General features: G+C 69.0%; 18 protein-coding genes. All 18 read right to left on the reverse strand.

The window, feature by feature from the left end:
- Positions 1-13 precede the first annotated feature (13 nt).
- Positions 14-247 (reverse strand): ATP synthase F0 subunit C, encoded by a 234-nt coding sequence (gene atpE / locus HLK59_RS24995; RefSeq protein ID WP_031485821.1) that lies wholly within the window; start codon positions 245-247, stop codon positions 14-16.
- 76 nt (positions 248-323) lie between these two features.
- On the reverse strand, positions 324-1,094 hold the full coding sequence (atpB, locus tag HLK59_RS25000) for a F0F1 ATP synthase subunit A (protein ID WP_171143754.1): 771 nt from the start codon (positions 1,092-1,094) through the stop codon (positions 324-326).
- A 273-nt stretch (positions 1,095-1,367) separates the two neighbouring features.
- Positions 1,368-1,799, reverse strand: a complete 432-nt coding sequence (locus HLK59_RS25005; RefSeq protein WP_171143742.1) for a hypothetical protein — start codon at positions 1,797-1,799, stop codon at positions 1,368-1,370.
- 312 nt (positions 1,800-2,111) lie between these two features.
- Positions 2,112-3,464, reverse strand: coding sequence for an MraY family glycosyltransferase (locus tag HLK59_RS25010; RefSeq protein ID WP_171143743.1), 1,353 nt, complete (start codon positions 3,462-3,464; stop codon positions 2,112-2,114).
- 129 nt (positions 3,465-3,593) lie between these two features.
- Positions 3,594-4,835, reverse strand: coding sequence for a serine hydroxymethyltransferase (gene glyA, locus HLK59_RS25015; protein WP_171143744.1), 1,242 nt, complete (start codon positions 4,833-4,835; stop codon positions 3,594-3,596).
- Positions 4,836-4,904: 69 nt separating this feature from the next.
- Entirely contained in the window at positions 4,905-5,576 is a 672-nt protein-coding gene (locus HLK59_RS25020) for a protein-tyrosine-phosphatase (protein WP_171143745.1), read from the reverse strand.
- Entirely contained in the window at positions 5,573-6,220 is a 648-nt protein-coding gene (locus tag HLK59_RS25025) for an L-threonylcarbamoyladenylate synthase (RefSeq protein WP_046262518.1), read from the reverse strand. Before HLK59_RS25025 ends, HLK59_RS25020 begins: the two co-directional genes overlap by 4 nt.
- A 50-nt stretch (positions 6,221-6,270) precedes the next feature.
- Entirely contained in the window at positions 6,271-7,116 is an 846-nt protein-coding gene (prmC, locus tag HLK59_RS25030) for a peptide chain release factor N(5)-glutamine methyltransferase (RefSeq protein WP_171143746.1), read from the reverse strand.
- A gap of 52 nt (positions 7,117-7,168) precedes the next feature.
- Positions 7,169-8,245 (reverse strand): peptide chain release factor 1, encoded by a 1,077-nt coding sequence (gene prfA, locus HLK59_RS25035; protein WP_171143747.1) that lies wholly within the window; start codon positions 8,243-8,245, stop codon positions 7,169-7,171.
- 103 nt (positions 8,246-8,348) lie between these two features.
- On the reverse strand, positions 8,349-8,567 hold the full coding sequence (gene rpmE / locus HLK59_RS25040) for a 50S ribosomal protein L31 (protein WP_171143748.1): 219 nt from the start codon (positions 8,565-8,567) through the stop codon (positions 8,349-8,351).
- Between the two features lie 149 nt (positions 8,568-8,716).
- A complete protein-coding gene (locus HLK59_RS25045) occupies positions 8,717-9,853 on the reverse strand; it encodes an LCP family protein (RefSeq protein WP_171143749.1) in 1,137 nt (378 codons plus the stop codon).
- Positions 9,854-10,059: 206 nt separating this feature from the next.
- Complete coding sequence (locus HLK59_RS25050; RefSeq protein WP_240982629.1) at positions 10,060-11,844, reverse strand: trypsin-like serine protease; 1,785 nt, start codon at positions 11,842-11,844, stop codon at positions 10,060-10,062.
- A gap of 131 nt (positions 11,845-11,975) precedes the next feature.
- Complete coding sequence (gene rho / locus HLK59_RS25055) at positions 11,976-14,063, reverse strand: transcription termination factor Rho (RefSeq protein WP_171143750.1); 2,088 nt, start codon at positions 14,061-14,063, stop codon at positions 11,976-11,978.
- A 425-nt stretch (positions 14,064-14,488) separates the two neighbouring features.
- A complete protein-coding gene (gene thrB, locus HLK59_RS25060; RefSeq protein ID WP_171143751.1) occupies positions 14,489-15,418 on the reverse strand; it encodes a homoserine kinase in 930 nt (309 codons plus the stop codon).
- 269 nt (positions 15,419-15,687) lie between these two features.
- The gene (gene thrC, locus HLK59_RS25065; protein ID WP_171143752.1) at positions 15,688-16,746 is read right to left on the reverse strand and encodes a threonine synthase; all 1,059 of its coding nucleotides are present in this window, start codon (positions 16,744-16,746) and stop codon (positions 15,688-15,690) included.
- Between the two features lie 6 nt (positions 16,747-16,752).
- The gene (locus tag HLK59_RS25070) at positions 16,753-18,051 is read right to left on the reverse strand and encodes a homoserine dehydrogenase (protein ID WP_171143756.1); all 1,299 of its coding nucleotides are present in this window, start codon (positions 18,049-18,051) and stop codon (positions 16,753-16,755) included.
- 149 nt (positions 18,052-18,200) lie between these two features.
- Positions 18,201-19,592, reverse strand: a complete 1,392-nt coding sequence (gene lysA, locus HLK59_RS25075) for a diaminopimelate decarboxylase (protein ID WP_171143753.1) — start codon at positions 19,590-19,592, stop codon at positions 18,201-18,203.
- Positions 19,593-19,609: 17 nt separating this feature from the next.
- The coding region (locus HLK59_RS25080; protein ID WP_277349523.1) for a DALR anticodon-binding domain-containing protein at positions 19,610-19,857 on the reverse strand (248 nt) is incomplete at its 5' end.

Consider the following 19,857-nt stretch of genomic DNA (forward strand, 5'->3'; position numbering starts at 1 on the left):
CGTCAGGGTTCGATCATCCGTAGACGAACGGCATGACGATGCCGATGAGGGCGAGCGCCTCACAGAAGGCGAAGCCGAGGATCTGGTTGGCGCGGATCAGGCCGGCAGCCTCAGGCTGACGGGCGAGGGCCTGGGTGCCGTTGCCGAAGATGATGCCGACGCCGACGCCGGGGCCGATGGCGGCAAGGCCGTAACCGATGGAACCGATGTTGCCTTCGACAGCGGCGAGGGTCTCAAGGGCAGCCATGCTGTTTCTTCCTTCTCTTTCAAGGACCGGCGGGGGTTGACCACCGGACGTTCTGGGGGCTTGGGGGCGGTACGGCTCAGTGCTGCTCGGCCATCGCGCCCTGGAGGTACGAGCAGGCCAGCAGCACGAAGACGTACGCCTGGACGGCCTGCACGAAAAGCTCGAAGAGGATCATGACCATGGTCATGACGAACGAGACGCCGGCGGCCGGGATCATCCAGCTGTTCAGCAGGTACCAGGAGGCGACCGTGAACATGACCAGCATCAGGTGGCCGGCGAACATGTTGGCGAAGAGCCGGACCGCGTGCGTGAACGGCCGGACCAGCAGGTTCGAGAAGAACTCGATGACCATCACGAGCGGCAGAACCGCGCCCAGCGACTTGTCGTAGCCGGTGATGTTCTTGAAGAACCCGACGAAGCCATGACGCTTGAACGTCACCGAGACCCACATGATCCAGACGATCGCGGCGAGCACCATCGGGAAGGCGATGATCGACGACACCGGGAACTGGGCCAGCGGGATCACGGACCAGATGTTCATGATCCAGATGAAGAAGAACAGCGAGACCATGAACGGGACGTACTTCTCGCCCTCGCGCTTGCCGAGCGTCTCGTAGACGATGCCCCGGCGCACGAAGTCGTAGCCGGCCTCGCCGACCATCTGGAGCTTGCCCGGGATCACCTTGGCCTTGCCAAAGGCTGCCCAGAAGAAGCTGATCACCAGAAGTGTGGTGAGCAGCGCGAGCAGCATCACCTTGTTGAACTCGAACCCTCCGACCGTGGCGATCGGCTTGAAGAGGAACGAGTGCAGGCCCGGAGCCGGGAAGCCACACCCGTTGTCGGACATGATCCGACAACTCCAGTCAAAGGCGAGCTGGGTCTGGTCAGCACTCACCACGGGCTCCTTCGGCGTGACGCATGGGTACGGCAACCTCGTTGTGTCGGCGCGGCATGCAGCCGCGGATCGGCACCGGACTGGTGTTTCGGATGTGAGGGCGGCTGGGGGGCTTCGAGCCTCGCGATTGAGCAGGCGTCAGCTCGGATGCCCGCGCCCGCGATGCCGCAGTTGGCACCGGACGATAGCAGGAACTCTCAAGCGCCCTTATCCCGGCCCTACCTCTCACGACGAGTGCCCTGACTTCTCGGGTTTGTCACCCGAATCGGGTTCGACGTAGAGGATCTTGGCCTTCATGTGGGCACGCGTCTGCGCGGCGATCCACACGAGCGTGCCCACGAGGAGCGTGATCGCGAAGGCCCGGGGGTTGAACAGCGTGGTGTCCTTGAAGACGGACAGGAAGATGAACAGCAGCAGGATCTGCGCCGCGTACAGCATCAGCCCCATCATCTGGAACAGATGCGGAAGCGATTTGGCAGTGCGCTGGAGTACGTAGAACCCGAGCCCCATGAACAGGATCACGAGCACCGTCGCGACCGCGGCTCCCACCGCCCCTTCGCCGCCGGCGACCACACCGCTGACGACAGCAGCGACAGCTCCGGCGGCGGCTGTGGGCACAGCAGCCTGGAGCAGGGTCCGGACGTCATTGGACGGCATGGCGGCAACTCCGCTTTCACGGTGGGGGAAGGGGTGTCGTCATGGACGAGCGTAGTCCCGGCCTGAGAGTGACTCTCACGCCAATGGACCGTCGCACTACGGCCCTTCGGCTCTACCCGGGGTTCTCGTGAACCGTATCACAAACTATTTGATGAGGTCTTTACCTGGTTGGTGTGCTCGCTGTCACACATGAGAGTGAGAGTGCGCGTCTGTGCAAAAACCCCACCCAGTTGTCTGGTATTGGGGCGCTTTGAGACCCCAACCCACTCCCACGACTTGGCAATGCTCTAGTCAGATTCTTACCTTGCCGCGTCAGCGCGACGTTCCGGCTTTCCGCCGGTCCAGGAAGCGCGAACGGGCGCCGAGGGCGGTCGCCCCGTTGACACCGGATACGCCGGAGACACCCGCGGTGACCGGAGTGCGCTCCTCCTCTTCCGCCGACTCCACGGCCGCGGCGGCCGGTTCGGTGACCGCCGCCGCGGATTCCGCAACGGCCCTGCGACGGCGGTACCGCGGCGGCACGACGGCCTGCGCCCACATCGGGGCACGCGGCGTGAAGCGCGGCAGCAGCAGCAGGAGCAGGCCGATCGCGGAGAGGAACACCACGCTCAGGACGATCCACATGGACGCGGAGTTCACGGAGTACGCGAGCGCGCCGAAGGCGATCAGCGCCGACCAGAAGTACATGATCAGCACCGCGCGGCTGTGCGAGTGCCCGATCTCCAGGAGCCGGTGGTGCAGATGCCCGCGGTCGGCGGCGAACGGCGACTGGCCGCGCCAGGTGCGGCGCACGATCGCCAGGACCAGGTCGGCCGCCGGGATCGCGATGATGGTCAGCGGCAGCAGCAGCGGGATGTAGACCGGCACCGTCTGGTGCACGGCCGCCTTCTCGGACCCGGCGAACAGCTTCAGCGCGTCCGGGTCGACCTGTCCGGTGATGGAGATCGCTCCCGCGGCCAGCACCAGGCCGATCAGCATCGAGCCGGAGTCGCCCATGAAGATCCGCGCGGGGTGCATGTTGTGCGGCAGGAAGCCCAGGCACATGCCCATCAGGATCGCCGAGAACAGCGTGGCCGGGGCGGCGGCCTCGATGCCGTACGACACCCAGACGCGGTAGGCGTAGAGGAAGAACGCCGCCGACGCGATGCACACCATGCCCGCCGCGAGGCCGTCGAGGCCGTCGACGAAGTTGACCGCGTTGATCGTGATGACGACCAGCGCCACCGTCAGCAGGGTGCCCTGCCACTGGGTCAGCGCGACATTGCCCACCGTCGGGATCGGCAGCCACAGGATCGTCAGACCCTGCATGACCATGACGCCGGCGGCGATCATCTGGCCGCCCAGCTTGATCAGGGCGTCGATCTCGAACTTGTCGTCCAGGACACCGATCAGCCAGATCAGCGCGGCGCCGCTGAGCAGCGCCCTGGGCTCGTTCGACTTGTCGAAGACCTCACTGAGGTTGGTCAGGTGGTCGGCGACCAGCAGACCCGCGCACAGGCCGAAGAACATGGCGATACCGCCGAGCCGCGGAGTCGGTTCCCGGTGCACGTCACGGGCCCTGATCTCCGGCATCGCCCCGGCCACGATCGCGAACTTCCGTACCGGCCCTGTCAGCAGATACGTCACCGCGGCCGTGACGCAGAGCGTCAGCAGGTATTCACGCACGGGCTTCCCCACAGGTCTCGCTGGCCATCTCAGCCCCACACCCTAGCGATCGACGCATATGGATGGGGACTTTCGGGTAGCGACGATGGTTGCACGAGTGGCTGTGCACCTCGGAGCGCCTACCCCCGCTCAGGCCGGATACGGCGGAAATCCCCCGACCAGATCCCGGACTTCTTCACGTGCCTTCTGCGCCTCGGCCTCACCTCTGAGCACCCCCGCGAGCAGTACGGCGATCCGCGCCATCTCCGCCTCCCCCATGCCCTGGGTGGTCACGGCCGCCGTTCCCAGGCGCAGGCCGCGGGCGTCCGCGTGCGGCAGCGCACAGCAGTCGAGCACCAGGCCGGCCGCCGCGAGCCGCCCTCGCGCGGTCCGTCCGTCGACGCCGAGCGGTGCCGGGTCGGCGGTGACCAGATGGGTGTCGGTCCCGCCGGTGGTGACGACGAGCCCCTCGGCGGCCAGCCCCGCCGCGAGAACCCTCGCATTGGCGACCACCTGATGGGCGTACGCCGTGAAGGCCGGTGTTGCCGCCTCGCCGAACGCGACGGCCTTGGCGGCGATGGTGTGCATCTGCGCGCCGCCCTGCGTGAACGGGAAGACCGCCCGGTCGACCCGCTCGGCCAGGTCGGCGCCGCACAGGATCATGCCGCCGCGGGGTCCGCGCAGCACCTTGTGCGTGGTGGCGCAGACGACGTCGGCGTACGGCACCGGGCTGGGCGCCGCTCCCCCGGCGACGAGCCCGATGGGGTGGGCGGCGTCGGCGATGAGATACGCCCCGACCTCGTCGGCGACCTCGCGGAAGAAGGCGTAGTCGATGTGCCGGGGGTAGGCGATGGAGCCGCACACGATGGCCTTGGGCCGGTGCTGACGGGCGAGCGCGCGCATCTGGTCGTACCGGATGAGCCCGGTCTCCTCGTCGACCCCGTACGCCACGAAGTCGAACCAGCGGCCGGAGAAGTTGGCGGGCGAGCCGTGGGTGAGGTGACCGCCGTAGGGCAGGCCGAGGGCGAGGACGGTGTCACCGGGGCGCAGGAGCGCGGCGTAGGCGGCCAGCACGGCCGACGACCCCGAATGGGCCTGCACATTGGCGTGCTCGGCGCCGAAGAGGGCCTTGGCGCGGTCCACGGCGATCCGCTCGGCGACATCGACGATCTCGCAGCCGCCGTGGTGCCGGGCGCCGGGGTATCCCTCGGCGTACTTGTTCGCCAGCGGCGACCCCAGCGCGGCCAGCACGGCGGGCGAGCTGAAGTTCTCTGCGGCGATCAACTGCAACGACGTCGACTGCCGCTCCAGTTCGCCGAGCAGGATCTCGGCCAGCTCGGGATCCTGCCGCCGCAGGATGTCGGCGGTCTCGGGGGCATGGGTGACCGACATGGTGGACTCCGGGGCGTCGACGATGACGTACGTCCAATGTAGGCCCGGGACCCGTGGGGTGCTCGGTCATCACGTCCTGGCGGCTACTCCGGTGAGCGCGGTCACCACAGGATCCACCGCTTGATGTATCTCGTCCCCGATCGACCGGAAGAACGGCAGCGGTGCCCCATAGGGGTCGTACACCTCGTCCGCCTCTGCTGTCGGGGCCAGGAGCCACCCGCGTAGAGCCGCTGCGGCGCGGACCAGGGCGCGGGCGCGGGCGACGACGCCGTGCTCCAGAGGTGGCAGCGTTGTCGGGTCTATCGCGCGGACCAGGCGGGTGAACTCCTTCAGGGTGAAGGTGCGCAGGCCCGCCGAGTGGCCCATCGAGATGACCTGCTGACGGTGGTCGCGGGTGGCGGTGAGGACCAGGTCGGCCATGATGACGTGCTCGTCGAGGAGTTCGCGGCCCACGAAGCCCGTGGCGTCCGCGCCGAAGTCGGCCAGGACCGTCTCCGCGTTGGTCTCCATGGGCGCGCCCTCATGGCCCCAGGTCCCGGCGCTCTCCACGACGAGCCCGCCCCACAGCGGGTCGCCGAGCCGGTCCGCGAGGGCATGCCGGGTCAGCCGCTCGGTGATCGGCGAGCGGCACACGTTGCCGGTGCTGACGTGGAGGATGCGGAAGGTGTCGCGCGGGAGCCCTGTGAAGGTCCGCGTCTCTTCCATGTCCCATATGCCACGCCCCGCGTCAGGGGCCGTCAATTCGCCACCTCGAGGTCGGGTACGACCTTCCTGAGCTCCTCCGCGGAGATCGCGCCCGCACGCAGCAGCAGCGGCACCTCACGGGTGACGTCGACGATCGAGGAGGGGACGTTGCCCGGGGTCGGACCGCCGTCGAGGTACACGGAGACCGAGTCGCCGAGCATCTCCTGGGCCGCGTCACAGTCCTCCGGCGCCGGGTGGCCCGTCAGGTTCGCCGAGGAGACCGCCATCGGGCCGACCTCTGTCAGCAGCTCGATCGCCACGGGGTGAAGGGGCATCCGGACGGCGACCGTGCCCCGCGTGTCCCCCAGGTCCCACTGGAGCGACGGCTGGTGCTTGGCGACGAGCGTCAGCGCGCCCGGCCAGAACGCGTCGACGAGCTCCCAGGCCAGCTCGGAGAAGTCCGTGACGAGGCCGTGCAGGGTGTTCGGGGAGCCGATGAGGACGGGCGTGGGCATGTTGCGGCCCCGCCCCTTGGCCTCCAGCAGGTCGTGCACCGCTTCCGAGGAGAACGCGTCGGCGCCGATGCCGTACACCGTGTCGGTCGGGAGGACCACCAGCTCGCCACGGCGGACGGCGGACGCGGCTTCGCGCAGACCGGTCGAGCGGTCGGTCGCGTCGTTGGTGTCGTATCGCCGTGCCATTTAGCGGGCCTCCTCGTACACGTACTGCTCTGAAGAATGCGGGGTGTGGCTCACGGCATCGCCTTGCGGGCCGTCGCGAACCGGGGGCGGTTGTTGAGGTCCGGGTGGTCGGCCGCGTCGGCCCAGCCCCGCTCCTCGGTGAAGATCCACGGCACCTGGCCGCCCTGGGTGTCGGCGTGTTCGATGACGACGACGCCACCCGGGCGCAGGAGCCGGTGTGCGGTGCGTTCGATGCCGCGGATGAGGTCGAGGCCGTCCTCCCCCGAGAACAGGGCGAGTTCGGGATCGTAGTCCCGGGCCTCGGGAGCGACGTACTCCCACTCGGTCAGCGGGATGTAGGGCGGGTTGGAGATGACCAGGTCGACCTGGCCATCGAGGTCGGGGAAGGCGTCCAGGGCGTTGCCCTGGCGCAGGTCGACCCGCGACCCCTCGACGTTCTTACGGGTCCACGCGAGCGCGTCCTCGGACAGCTCCACGGCGTGCACGCGGGAGCGCGGGACCTCCTGGGCGAGGGCGAGCGCGATGGCGCCGGAGCCGGTGCACAGGTCGACGATGCAGGGCTCGACGACGTCCATGGCGCGTACGGCGTCTATCGCCCACCCGACGACGGACTCGGTCTCCGGACGGGGCACGAAGACGCCCGGGCCAACCTGGAGCTCCAGGTACCGGAAGAAAGCCCGCCCGGTGATGTGCTGGAGCGGCTCGCGCTGCTCACGGCGGGCGATGACCTCCCAGTACCGGGCGTCGAAGTCCGCGTCCTTCACGGAGTGCAGCGCGCCCCGCTTCACGCCGTGCACGAACGCGGCGAGCTCCTCCGCGTCGTTGCGCGGCGAGGGCACGCCGGCGTCGGCCAGCCGCTGGGTGGCCTGGGCCACCTCTGCGAGCAGCAGGTTCACGCAAGTCCTCCGTGTCGTACTCGGTCGTGCGGACGTGCCTCTTCCGCGGCCTTCAGGCAGCTGCCAGCTTCGCCGCCGAGTCCGCGTCGACGCAGGCCTGGATCATCGCGTCGAGGTCGCCGTCCAGGACCTGGTCCAGGTTGTACGCCTTGAAGCCGACGCGGTGGTCAGAGATGCGGTTCTCCGGGAAGTTGTACGTGCGGATCTTCTCGGAGCGGTCGACGGTACGGACCTGGCTGCGGCGGGCGTCGGCGGCATTCTTCTCCGCCTCCTCCTGCGCCGCGGCGAGCAGCCTGGAGCGCAGGATACGCAGTGCCTGCTCCTTGTTCTGCAGCTGGCTCTTCTCGTTCTGGCAGGAGGCGACAACTCCGGTGGGAATGTGCGTGATGCGCACGGCGGAGTCGGTCGTGTTGACGGACTGGCCGCCGGGTCCCGAGGAGCGGTACACGTCGATGCGGAGGTCGTTCGGGTTGATCTCGACGTCGACCTCCTCGGCCTCGGGGGTCACCAGGACACCGGCCGCGGAGGTGTGGATACGGCCCTGGGACTCGGTCGCCGGCACCCGCTGCACGCGGTGCACACCGCCCTCGTACTTCAGCCGGGCCCAGACGCCCTGCCCGGGCTCGGTGGCACCCTGGCCGCCCTTGGTCTTCACGGCGACCTGGACGTCCTTGTAGCCGCCCAGCTCGGACTCGGTGGCGTCGATGATCTCGGTCTTCCAGCCGACGCGCTCGGCGTAGCGGAGGTACATGCGCAGGAGGTCACCGGCGAACAGGGCCGACTCGTCGCCGCCCGCGCCCGCCTTGATCTCGAGGATGACGTCCTTGTCGTCGCTGGGGTCGCGCGGTACGAGGAGCAGACGCAGCTTCTCCGTGAGCTCCTCGCGGGACTTCTCCAGCTCCTTGACCTCGGCGATGAAGTCGGGGTCGTCGGCGGCGAACTCCTTGGCCGTCTCGATGTCGTCGCCGGTCTGCTTCCAGGAGCGGTACGTGGCGACGATCGGGGTGAGCTCGGCGTAGCGCTTGTTCAGCTTGCGCGCGTTGGCCTGGTCGGCGTGGACCGACGGGTCGGCGAGCTTCGTCTCCAGGTCGGCGTGCTCACCGACGAGTTCCTCGACGGCCTCGAACATCTCAGGGCTCCTGTACTGCGGATGAAGGGGGAAGGCGGGCGACCAAAAACGCCGGTCCCGGCGCACTCCGAGGAGTGCGGCGTGGACCGGCGCTGGTGGCTCGCTACTTCTTGGCAGCAGCCTTGCCGAAGCGGGCCTCGAAGCGGGCCACACGGCCACCGGTGTCGAGGATCTTCTGCTTGCCCGTGTAGAACGGGTGGCACTCGGAGCAGACCTCGGCGCGGACGGTGCCGCTCGCGATCGTGCTACGGGTGGTGAACGACGCGCCACAGGTGCAGCTGACCTGCGTCTCGACGTACTCGGGGTGGATGTCGCGCTTCAAGGTGTCTCCTAGTTTCGGGAGGGCACCGGGTCGCCGTCCGCGGGCTGCGGGGGCGTGAACCGGGGCCGACGTACCAGTCTGCCAGGACTGGCCGCATCCCCCAAAACGAGGGGTGGCCGTGATCTATTCCCGGCGGGCGGGGCGCGGCTCTAGGAGGCGCTGACGACGCCGTCGGCCTGGCCGGTGGCCGTTCCCTCGGTGGCCGACTTCGGGATCGCCCGGTCGTTCTCCAGGGCCTTCCAGACCAGCTTCGCCTTGGCCTCGTCCACCAGCACCCGGTTGCCGTCCTGCGGGTCGTACTGGACCGGCATGGTGACCATGGTCATGTTCTTGGAGCCGATGCCCTTGAGGCCGCCCGCGAAGGACATGAGCTTGTTGACGGAGCCGAGGTCGGAGTCGGTGGTCACGGCCTTGGTGGCGGTGTTGGCGAGGTTGTAGAGCTTCTTCGGGCTGTCGAAGAGGTCGACGCTCTTGATCTGGTCGATCAGGGCCTTCATGAACGCCTGCTGGAGCTGGATGCGCCCGAGGTCGGAGCCGTCGCCGACGCCGTGCCGGGTGCGGACCAGGCCGAGGGCCTGCTTGCCGGTGAGCGTGTGCGTGCCGGCCTTCAGGTTCAGGTGGCTCTCGGAGTCGCTGATGCTCTTCGTGGTGGTGACCTTGACGCCGCCGAGCTCGTCGATGAGCTTCTGGAAGCCGGAGAAGTCGACCTCCAGGTAGTGGTCCATGCGGATGCCGGAGAGCGACTCGACGGTCTTCACGGCGCAGGAGGCGCCACCGGTGGAGTACGCGGAGTTGAACATCACGCCGCTCGCGGCGTCGTGCACGGTGCCGTCGGAGTCGGTGCACTCGGGCCGGTCGACGAGGGTGTCGCGGGGTATGGAGACCACGCTGGCCTTCTTGTGGCCCTCGTAGACGTGCACGATCATCGCCGTGTCGGAGCGGGCGCTGCCGTCGTCGGCGCCGCCGCCCAGCTTCTTGTTGGAACCGGAACGGGTGTCGGAGCCCAGGACCAGGATGTTCTCGGAGCCGTTGTCGACCTTCGTGGGCCGGTCGGTGCCGAGGGCCTGGTCGATGTCGACGCTCTTGAGGTTGTTGTTGAGCTTGAAGTACAGGTAGCCGGCGCCCGTGCCGCCCAGCACGACGATGCCCGCGGCGGTCCAGGCCGCGATCAGCAGGCCCTTGCGCTTGCCGCTGGTCCTGCGGCGACGGCCCTTGGCGCGGTGGCGTGGGCCCGTGGTGCCGGGTTCCTCGGGTATGCCGGGTTCCGGCGTGCTCTCGGCGGACATGTGCTCCTCGTTCTCGTCCGGTCTCGGTTACCCCCTGCTTTCAGGGTCAGACGTGGTCGTAACGACCCGAACCTCACCATGGTCGCCCCGTCCGGTCAGACGGGTAAACCGGAGAAAGGGTTGCACAACGCACTGTGCCCACCCTGTGGAAGGGTGGGCACAGTGCGTAGTCGCCGAACGCGGGCGTACCGCGCTCATCTGCTATTTCATCCGAAGATGTCGTACTGCTTGAAATCGGTACCGACCGAGATCCTTGTGGCGAAGATCTCGCTCGTGGCCTTGCCGGTGCCCTTGTACAGGTACAGGGTGCCGCCGGGCGTACGGGCCAGGAAGTCGGCCTTGCCGTCGCCGTTGACGTCACCGATGGCGTCGAAGGCGTTGTACGTCGAGTTGCTCCAGGTGCGGACCTTCACACGGGCGGAGAAGGGGCTGGAGGCCTTTCCGGTGCCCTTGTACAGGTAGAGGGCGCCGGTGCTCTTGTTGCGCGCGAGCAGGTCGGCCTTGCCGTCACCGTTGAAGTCGCCCTTGCCGCGGACCATGTTGTACGCGTTCCAGCCCGAGCCCGAGCCGATCTGCACACGGGCCGAGAAGGTGCCGTTGCCCTTGCCGGGGTAGAGCCACGCCTTGCCCGCGGAGTCCACGGAGACCAGGTCGGGCTTGTAGTCGCCGGTCAGGTCACCCGGGGTGATGATGCGGGTGCGGGTCTTCCAGTTGTCGAAGATCTTCTTCTCGGTCCAGTCCTCCAGGGACCACGAGTAGTACAGCCGGTAGACGTCCCCGGTGGAGCTCTGCCGGTAGATCAGGTCCTGGACGCTGTCCCGGTCGAGGTCGGTCTGCGTGACGAGGTTGACGCCGCCCCAGTTGCCCAGGTCCTGACGGGCGCCGAACGAGGTGCCCTTGGAGTTCTTCTGGTAGGCGATCTGCGTGGACGACTTGCGCACGAACAGGTCGGCCTTGGCGTCGGTGTAGCTCATGTTGGCGTCGTCGACCTGCGCGTAGGCGGCGCCGAGGTACGTCTTGACCTTCGAGAAGACGCTGTAGGCGCCCTTCTCGACGCAGTCCACGACACCCCAGGAGACGACACCGACGATCCGGCCGTTCACGACGAGCGGGCCACCGGAGTCGCCGTTGCACGCCGACGTCGTACCGGTGTCGCTGCCGCTGGCGGGCTTGCCGGCGCAGACCATGTGGCCCTTGACGAAGTCGGAGCCGTAGTAGCCGGCGCAGGTGCTGTCCGACTGGATCGGCAGCGTGGCCGTCTTCAGGGTCTCGGAGACGTCCTGGGTGGTGGAGCTGGTGCGGCCCCAGCCGTAGACCTTGGCGTTGGTGCCTGCGGTGTACGACGCGGTGTCCGTGGACGTCGTCATACGGATCGGCGTCGACTTGGTCGGGGTCGCCAGGGTGAGGACGGCGATGTCGTTGTCGATGGTCCGCGAGCTGTACGACGGGTGGGTCCACTGACGGACCACACCGGAGACCGCGCCGGTGGTGTTGCCCGCGTCGTCGGGCAGCTTCGTGGCGCCGGTCACGATCACGCCGTACTTGGCCCAGTCGTAGCCCTTGGCGCAGTGCGCGGCGGTGAGGATCTTCGTCGGCGAGACGACGGTGCCGCCGCAGAAGAAGCCGGTGTCGGTGGTGTCGTCGTAGTACCAGAGCTGGGCCATCCACGGCGCCGAGGTGATCGTCGTGGTGGAGCCGCCGATGATCTTCGCGTCGACGGTGCCGCTGCTCGAACTCAGCGACGACTTGCTGGTGTTCTCCCCCGCGGTGTCGTCACCGGCGACCGCGCCGGCGATCCGCTTCTCCAACTCGGCCTGTGACACCGTGCTGATCGCGGGCTTGACCGTCGGCTTCGGAAGCGCGGTCGCGGCACCGGCCGACGTGGACATCAGCGCGGCGGCGACGGCTGCGGCGACACCGGCCGCACCGACGGGCAGGGCGATCCGTATCCGGCGTCTGTGCCGACCGCCCCCGGACATGGCTGTACCCATGCAAGTCCCCCCTAGGGATCAGAAGTTCACGGGTCGAAAAAGTGACCGAAGAGCGCGATCGTACACCGAGCCACTGACAGCAAAGAGGGCCACCCTTGCAACAAGGGTGGCCCTCCGTATCAAGACTGACGTCAGTCGCCGTTACCCGGCATCGGCGTCGTCTTCTGGATCTGCAGCAGGAACTCGCCGTTCGACTTCGTCTGCTTCATCTTGTCGAGGAGCAGTTCGATCGCCTGCTGGGAGTCGAGCGCGTGCAGCACCCGGCGCAGCTTCCAGGTGATGGCGAGCTCGTCGCTGCCGAGCAGGATCTCTTCCTTACGGGTGCCGGACGCGTCCACGTCCACCGCCGGGAAGATGCGCTTGTCGGCGAGCTTGCGGTCGAGCTTGAGCTCGGCGTTGCCGGTGCCCTTGAACTCCTCGAAGATGACCTCGTCCATGCGGGACCCGGTGTCCACCAGGGCGGTGGCGAGGATGGTCAGCGAACCGCCGTCCTCGATGTTGCGGGCCGCGCCGAAGAAGCGCTTCGGGGGGTACAGGGCGGTCGAGTCGACACCACCGGACAGGATGCGGCCGGAGGCCGGGGCGGCGAGGTTGTACGCACGGCCCAGACGCGTGATCGAGTCGAGCAGGACGACGACGTCGTGACCCAGCTCCACCAGGCGCTTGGCGCGCTCGATGGCCAGCTCGGCGACCGTGGTGTGGTCCTCGGCCGGGCGGTCGAAGGTCGAGGAGATGACCTCGCCCTTGACCGACCGCTGCATGTCGGTGACCTCTTCCGGACGCTCGTCGACCAGGACGACCATCAGGTGGCACTCGGGGTTGTTGTGCGTGATCGCGTTGGCGATGGCCTGCATGATCATGGTCTTGCCGGTCTTCGGCGGGGCCACGATCAGACCGCGCTGGCCCTTACCGATCGGCGCGACGAGGTCGATGATGCGGGTGGTGAGGATGCCCGGGTCCGTCTCCAGCCGGAGGCGGTCCTGCGGGTACAGCGGCGTCAGCTTGTTGAACTCCGGCCGCCCGCGCCCGGATTCGGGCGCCATGCCGTTGACGGAGTCGAGACGCACGAGCGCGTTGAACTTCTCGCGACGCTCGCCGTCCTTGGGCTGACGGACCGCACCCGTGATGTGGTCGCCCTTGCGCAGGCCGTTCTTGCGGACCTGGGCGAGGGAGACGTACACGTCGTTGGGGCCCGGGAGGTAACCCGACGTACGGATGAAGGCGTAGTTGTCGAGGATGTCCAGGATGCCCGCGACGGGGATCAGGACGTCGTCGTCGGCGACCTGCGGCTCGGCGGTGCCGCCGATCTCGTCACGGCCTCGACGGCCACGACGGTCCCGGTAACGGCCGCGACGGCCACGGCGGCCGTCCCCGAAGTCGTCGTCGTCCTGCGGGCCGGCATTGCGGTCCTGACGGCCGCCGCCCTGCTGCTGTCCCTGCTGCTGGCCGCGCTGGCCGCCCTGCTGGTCGTCGCCCTTGCCGCGGCGGTCGCGGTCCCGGCCGCCCCGCTCACGGTCACCGCGGTCGGCACGGTCGGTGCGGTCGCCGCGGTCCCGGCGGTCGCGACGGCCCTGACGGCCGTCCGCGTCACCGGCGTCGCCCTGCGGCTGCGCGGGCGTCTCGGCCTTGGGCTCGCTCTTCGCCTCGGCCACCACCGTCTCGGGGCTGCCTGCGTCGGCCGTGGCACGGCGACGACGGCGCTCCGCGGGAGCGGCATCCTCTCCCCCACGCTCGGCTTCTCCCCCACGCTCGGCTGCGCTCGCGCGGGAGGTACCCCCATCGCGGGAGGGGCCCCCAGCGGGCTGGCCGGGGATCTCGATCTGCTGCTGGGCCACGGCCTTCTCAGCGGGGGCCTCGGCCGCCTTCTCCGCCTTCTTCTCGGCGGCGTCGCCGGTACGGGCCTTGGAGGTGGCGCGGCGCTTGGGCTTGGTCTCGGCGGCGTCGCCCGCGGGGGCGGACGCGGCCTTCGCCGGGGCGGCACCACCGCCGGCCTGCGCCTCCTTGATGACCTCGATCAGCTGGCTCTTGCGCATACGCGCGGTGCCCCTGATGCCGAGGCCGGATGCGACCTGCTGCAGCTCGGCCAGCACCATGCCCTCGAGGCCGGTACCGCGGCGCCGCCGGGAGCCGGCACCGCTGGCAGGCGCGGAGGCGTCCGTGGCGGGCGCGGCAGCGGTCTCCTCGACACGTGCGCCCATCAGATCGGTGGTGTCGCTCACGAAGGGTCCTTCCCTGGAGCGGACGTCGGCCTGTCTGGCTCGGCGACCGTTTGTGCTGTCCGACGGCGATCCCATTTTTGTGGACCGTGCCGGGGCGGTGGTCCGCCTGGACGGCGGAAGAAATATCTGGTGATGGCGCTTCCCAAAGCACTGACACCGACTGTCTGTGTCACGTGGCTCGGTCGCACCGGTTCCGGAGCGTGCCCGGCAAGTCGCTCAGTGCTCGCGTACGAGATACAGCCCACGTACGTCGTACGAAACACAGTGCGGCTTGGGAGGCTCCCGGAAGAATGTCTGTCCCGGACGGGGACGTGAAGCACCTCGCCATGGTGGGGTCGGGTGCAGACTTGAGGTTAACACTACCGGATCCAACAAACATTCCCCCTCTCCAAATCCGGCTCGCCGCCGGTTTTCAGATGTCGCTGTCAGATGTCACTGGTGGAAGCGAGCGGCAGCACACACGCTCCCTGAGCATCGAGTTCGAGCCGGTTGGCGGCCCAGCCCTCGCCTGCCAGATGGGCCACCTTGTCCGCGCTGTCCTCGTCGACCAGCGCGAGAACGGTGGGCCCCGCTCCGGAAATCACGGCCGGAACTCCGTCCGCCCTCAAGCGCTCCACGAGCGCGGCACTCTCCGGCATGGCCGGAGCCCGGTATTCCTGGTGCAGCCGGTCCTCGGTCGCGGGCAGCAGCAGCTCGGGGCGCCGGGTGAGGGCCTCGACGAGCAGTGCGGCGCGGCCCGCGTTGGCGGCGGCGTCGACGTGCGGCACGGTGCGCGGCAGCAGTCCGCGCGCGGTCTCGGTGAGCACCGGCTTCCCGGGCACGAAAACCACCGGAACGATGGAACGGTCGGGCTCCATCCTGATCGCCCGGGCGGCGCCGGCCTCCATCCAGGAGAGCGTGAAACCGCCGAGCAGACACGCCGCGACATTGTCGGGGTGGCCCTCGATCTCGGTCGCGAGCTCCAGGAGCGCGGTGTCGTCGAGCCTGGACTCGCCGCCTATGGTCACGGCACGCGCGGCGACGATGCCCGCGCAGATGGCGGCCGAGGAGGAGCCGAGGCCACGGCCGTGCGGGATGCGGTTGGCGCACACGATCTCGAGGCCGCGCGGCTGTCCGCCGAGCAGGTCGAAGGCGGTGCGCAGGGACCGTACGAGCAGGTGCTTCTCGTCGCGCGGGAGGGTCTCGCTGCCCTCACCCGCGATGTCGATGTGCAGCCCGGAGTCGGCCACCCGGACGACGACGTCGTCGTAGAGCCCCAGCGACAGGCCCAGGGCGTCGAAGCCCGGGCCGAGGTTGGCGCTGGTGGCGGGGACGCGCACCCGGACGGCGGCGGCGCGGAACGCTGGACCGGCCATCGCTCGATGACTCTCCTTGAGCTGCGTGATTGTCGAAGACATTCGATACGTACCTGGAAACCCTCGGGTCGCGGAGATGACGCGACACCCGACCATGCGCGGGGGCATATGCGGCGGGCGGATTCAGTACAGCCTATCGAAGGAAGGTTCTGTGGCGACATAGGGCGCACAGGAGGCGCACGATGCGTGTCGTAAGCCCCCCGTGCACCCCCTCTATAGGGTGTCGTCCGGTGCCGCCCCCTGTAGGGATGTCGCTGCGGGCATGTCTCTTATGCGAGGCCGAGGCGCTCGGCCGCCGTCACCGCGTCGACCGGGACGGTGACCGGCTGCGGGGCGCCCGCGACGGCCCAGTCGGGGTCCTTGAGGCCGTTGCCGGTGACGGTGCACACGATCTTCTGGCCCGGGTCGACCAGGCCCTGCTCGGCGGCCTTCAGCAGACCGGCGACGGACGCGGCGGAGGCGGGCTCCACGAAGACACCCTCCTGCGCGGCCAACAGGCGGTAGGCGCGCAGGATCTCACGGTCCGTCACCTCGTCGATGAGGCCGCCGGACTCGTCCCGCGCCGCGAGGGCGTAGTTCCAGGACGCCGGGTTACCGATGCGGATGGCGGTGGCGATCGTCGACGGGTCCTTGACGACCTCGCCGCGCACGATCGGGGCACTGCCGGAGGCCTGGAAGCCCCACATACGGGGGGTCTTCGCGGCGATGCCGTCGGCGGCGTACTCCTTGTAGCCCTTCCAGTACGCGGTGATGTTGCCCGCGTTGCCGACCGGGAGGACGTGGATGTCGGGTGCGTCGCCGAGCATGTCCACGATCTCGAAGGCGGCGGTCTTCTGGCCCTCGATGCGCACGGGGTTGACCGAATTGACCAGCGCCACGGGGTAGTTGTCGCTCAGAGCGCGGGCCAGGGTGAGGCAGTCGTCGAAGTTGCCGTCGACCTGGAGGATCTTCGCGCCGTGGATGAGCGCCTGGCCCATCTTGCCGAGCGCGATCTTCCCCTGCGGGACGAGTACGGCGGAGACCATGCCGGCGCGCACGGCGTACGCCGCGGCGGAGGCCGACGTGTTGCCGGTGGAGGCGCAGATGACGGCCTTCGCGCCCTCCTCCTTGGCCCGGGTGATGGCCATGGTCATGCCGCGGTCCTTGAAGGACCCCGTCGGGTTCGCGCCCTCCACCTTGAGGTGGACCTCGCAGCCCGTGCGCTCGGAGAGCACCTGCGCGGGGACGAGGGGCGTGCCGCCCTCGCGGAGCGTCACGACCGGCGTGCTGTCGGAGACGGGCAGCCGGTCCCGGTACTCCTCGATGATTCCGCGCCACTGGTGGGTCATTGCTGGTTACTCTCCTTCAACCCGCATGATGCTGGCGACACCGCGCACGGTGTCGAGCTTGCGCAACGCCTCGACGGTCCCGGAGAGGGAGGCGTCGGACGCGCGGTGGGTCACGACGACGAGGGACGCCTCGCCGGCGCTGTCTTGTCGCCCTTGCTGGCGCACCGTATCGATGGAAACCCCGTGCTCGGCGAACACGGTCGCGACCTGGGCGAGAACACCCGGTTTGTCGGCGACATCGAGACTGATGTGATACCGCGTGAAGACCTCGCCCATGCCCGAGACGGGCAGGGCCGCGTACGCGGACTCGCCGGGACCGGTCGCACCATTGAGCCGGTTCCGGCAGACGGCGACGAGGTCGCCGAGCACGGCCGAGGCGGTGGGGGCACCACCGGCGCCGGGGCCGTAGAACATGAGCTGACCGGCGGCGTCGGACTCGACGAAGACGGCGTTGTACGCGCCGCGCACGGAGGCCAGCGGGTGGGTCAGCGGGATCATCGCGGGGTGCACGCGCGCGGTGACGGACCCGCCGTCCTCGGCGCGCTCGCAGATGGCGAGCAGCTTGATGGTGCAGCCCATGTTCTTCGCGGAGGCGAAGTCTGCCGCGGTGACCTCGGTCATCCCCTCGCGGTAGACGTCGTCGAGACGCACACGCGTGTGGAAGGCGATACCGGCGAGGATGGCGGCCTTGGCGGCGGCGTCGAAGGCCTCGACGTCGGCGGTCGGGTCGGCCTCGGCGTACCCCAGGGCGGTGGCCTCGTCGAGGGCCTCCTGGTAGCCGGCGCCCGTGGAGTCCATCTTGTCGAGGATGAAGTTGGTCGTGCCGTTGACGATCCCGAGAACCCGGTTCACCTTGTCGCCGGCGAGGGACTCGCGCAGCGGGCGGATCAGCGGGATGGCACCGGCGACGGCGGCCTCGTAGTAGAGGTCCGCGTCGTGGTCCTCGGCAGCGGCGTGCAGGGCCGCGCCGTCCTGGGCGAGGAGCGCCTTGTTGGCGGAGACGACGGAGGCGCCGTGCTCGAAGGCGGTGGTGATGAGGGAGCGGGCGGGCTCGATGCCGCCGATGACCTCGACGACGACGTCGATGTCCCCGCGTTTGACCAGGGCGGTCGCGTCGGTGGTGACGAGCGCGGGGTCGATGCCCTCACGGACCTTGGAGGGCCGTCGCACGGCGACACCGGCGAGCTCGACGGGGGCGCCGATGCGCGCGGCGAGGTCGTCGGCGTGCGTCGTCATGATGCGCGCCACCTCTGAGCCGACAACCCCACAGCCCAGCAGCGCCACCTTCAGCGGACGCGTACGCATCATCCGACCTCGTTTCCTCATACCGTCTACGGTTGGACCAGTCTCACTCACCGGACGGGAGTTTCTACCCTTCGTCCGGATCGTGAGATGTCTATTTCATTTATACGGGGGTGGAAGACAGGAGATCTTCCACCCCTCGGCTTCGGGGCCTACCCGACGTCGAGACGCAGGAGGTCCTCCTCCGTCTCACGGCGGACGATGACCCGGGACGCACCGTCGTTCACCGCGACGACCGGCGGCCGCAGCACATGGTTGTAGTTGCTGGCCATGGACCGGCAGTAGGCACCCGTGGCCGGTACGGCGATGAGGTCACCGGGCGCGATGTCGGCCGGCAGGAACGCGTCCCGCACCACGATGTCCCCGCTCTCGCAGTGCTTGCCGACCACGCGGGTCAGCATCGGCTCCGCGTCCGAGGTCCTGGACACCAGCGCGACGGTGTACTCGGCGTCGTACAGCGCGGTCCGGATGTTGTCGGACATGCCGCCGTCGACGGAGACGTAGGTGCGCAGGCCGTCGAGGGGCTTGGTGGTGCCGACCTCGTAGAGCGTGAAGGCGGTGGGGCCGACGATGGCGCGGCCCGGCTCGACGGAGATACGGGGGGTGCGGAGCTTGGCGGACTCGCACTCACGGGTGACGATCTCGGTGAGCGCCTTGGCGATCTCGTGGGGCTCGCGGGGGTCGTCGTCGGAGGTGTAGGCGATACCGAGGCCACCACCGAGGTCGATCTCGGGAAGCTCCACGCCGTGCTCGTCACGGATGTCCTTCAGCAGCCCGACGACCCGGTGGGCGGCGACCTCGAAGCCGGACATGTCGAAGATCTGCGACCCGATGTGGGAGTGGATGCCGATGAGCTCCAGGCCGTCCAGCTGAAGAGCCCGTCGTACGGCTTCGGCGGCCTGACCGCCGGCGAGCGGGATGCCGAACTTCTGGTCCTCGTGGGCGGTGGCGATGAACTCGTGCGTGTGGGCTTCCACGCCGACGGTGATACGGATCTGGACGCGCTGCCGCTTGCCGAGCTCCTGGGCGATGTGTGCGACGCGGACGATCTCCTGGAAGGAGTCGAGGACGATACGGCCGACGTCCGCGCGGATCGCCCGCTCGATCTCCTCCTTCGACTTGTTGTTGCCGTGGAAGGCGATGCGGTCGGCGGGCATACCGGCCGAGAGGGCGGTGGCGAGCTCGCCGCCGGAGCAGACGTCGAGGTTGAGCCCCTCCTCGTGCAGCCAGCGCACGACGGCGCGGGAGAGGAAGGCCTTGCCGGCGTAGAAGACGTCGGCGTCGTGCCCGAAGGCGGTACGCCATGCTCGCGCCCGGGCACGGAAGTCGGTCTCGTCGATGACGTACGCGGGAGTGCCGTGCTCCTCGGCGAGCTGCGTGGCGGTGATGCCGCCGACGGTGAGGACACCGTCCTCGTTGCGCGTGACCGTCTGTGCCCAGACCTTGGGGTCGAGGGTGTTGAGGTCGGCGGGCGGCGCGGAGTAATGGCCCTCGGGGAGGACGTCGGCGTGACGGGGCCCGGCGGGGTGTGCGGAACGGCTCATGGTCTGTGGCTGGCTCTCTAGATGTGGTCGGGTGCGTCGATGCCGAGCAGGGTCAGGCCGCCGGCCAGCACCGTCCCGGCGGCTTCGGCGAGCGCGAGCCGGGAGCGGTGGGCGACCGAGGGTTTCTCGTCGCCGAGCGGGAGGACCGTGGGGAGGAAGGGGAGGGTCGCGTCGGCGACGGTGACCAGGTGGCGGGCGAGGCGGTCCGGCGTACGGGCCACGGCGGCGGCGCCCAGGATCCGGGGGTGGTCGGCGAGGGCGGCGA

It is taken from the genome of Streptomyces sp. S3(2020) (genome assembly GCF_013044505.1).
Taxonomy (GTDB): domain Bacteria; phylum Actinomycetota; class Actinomycetes; order Streptomycetales; family Streptomycetaceae; genus Streptomyces.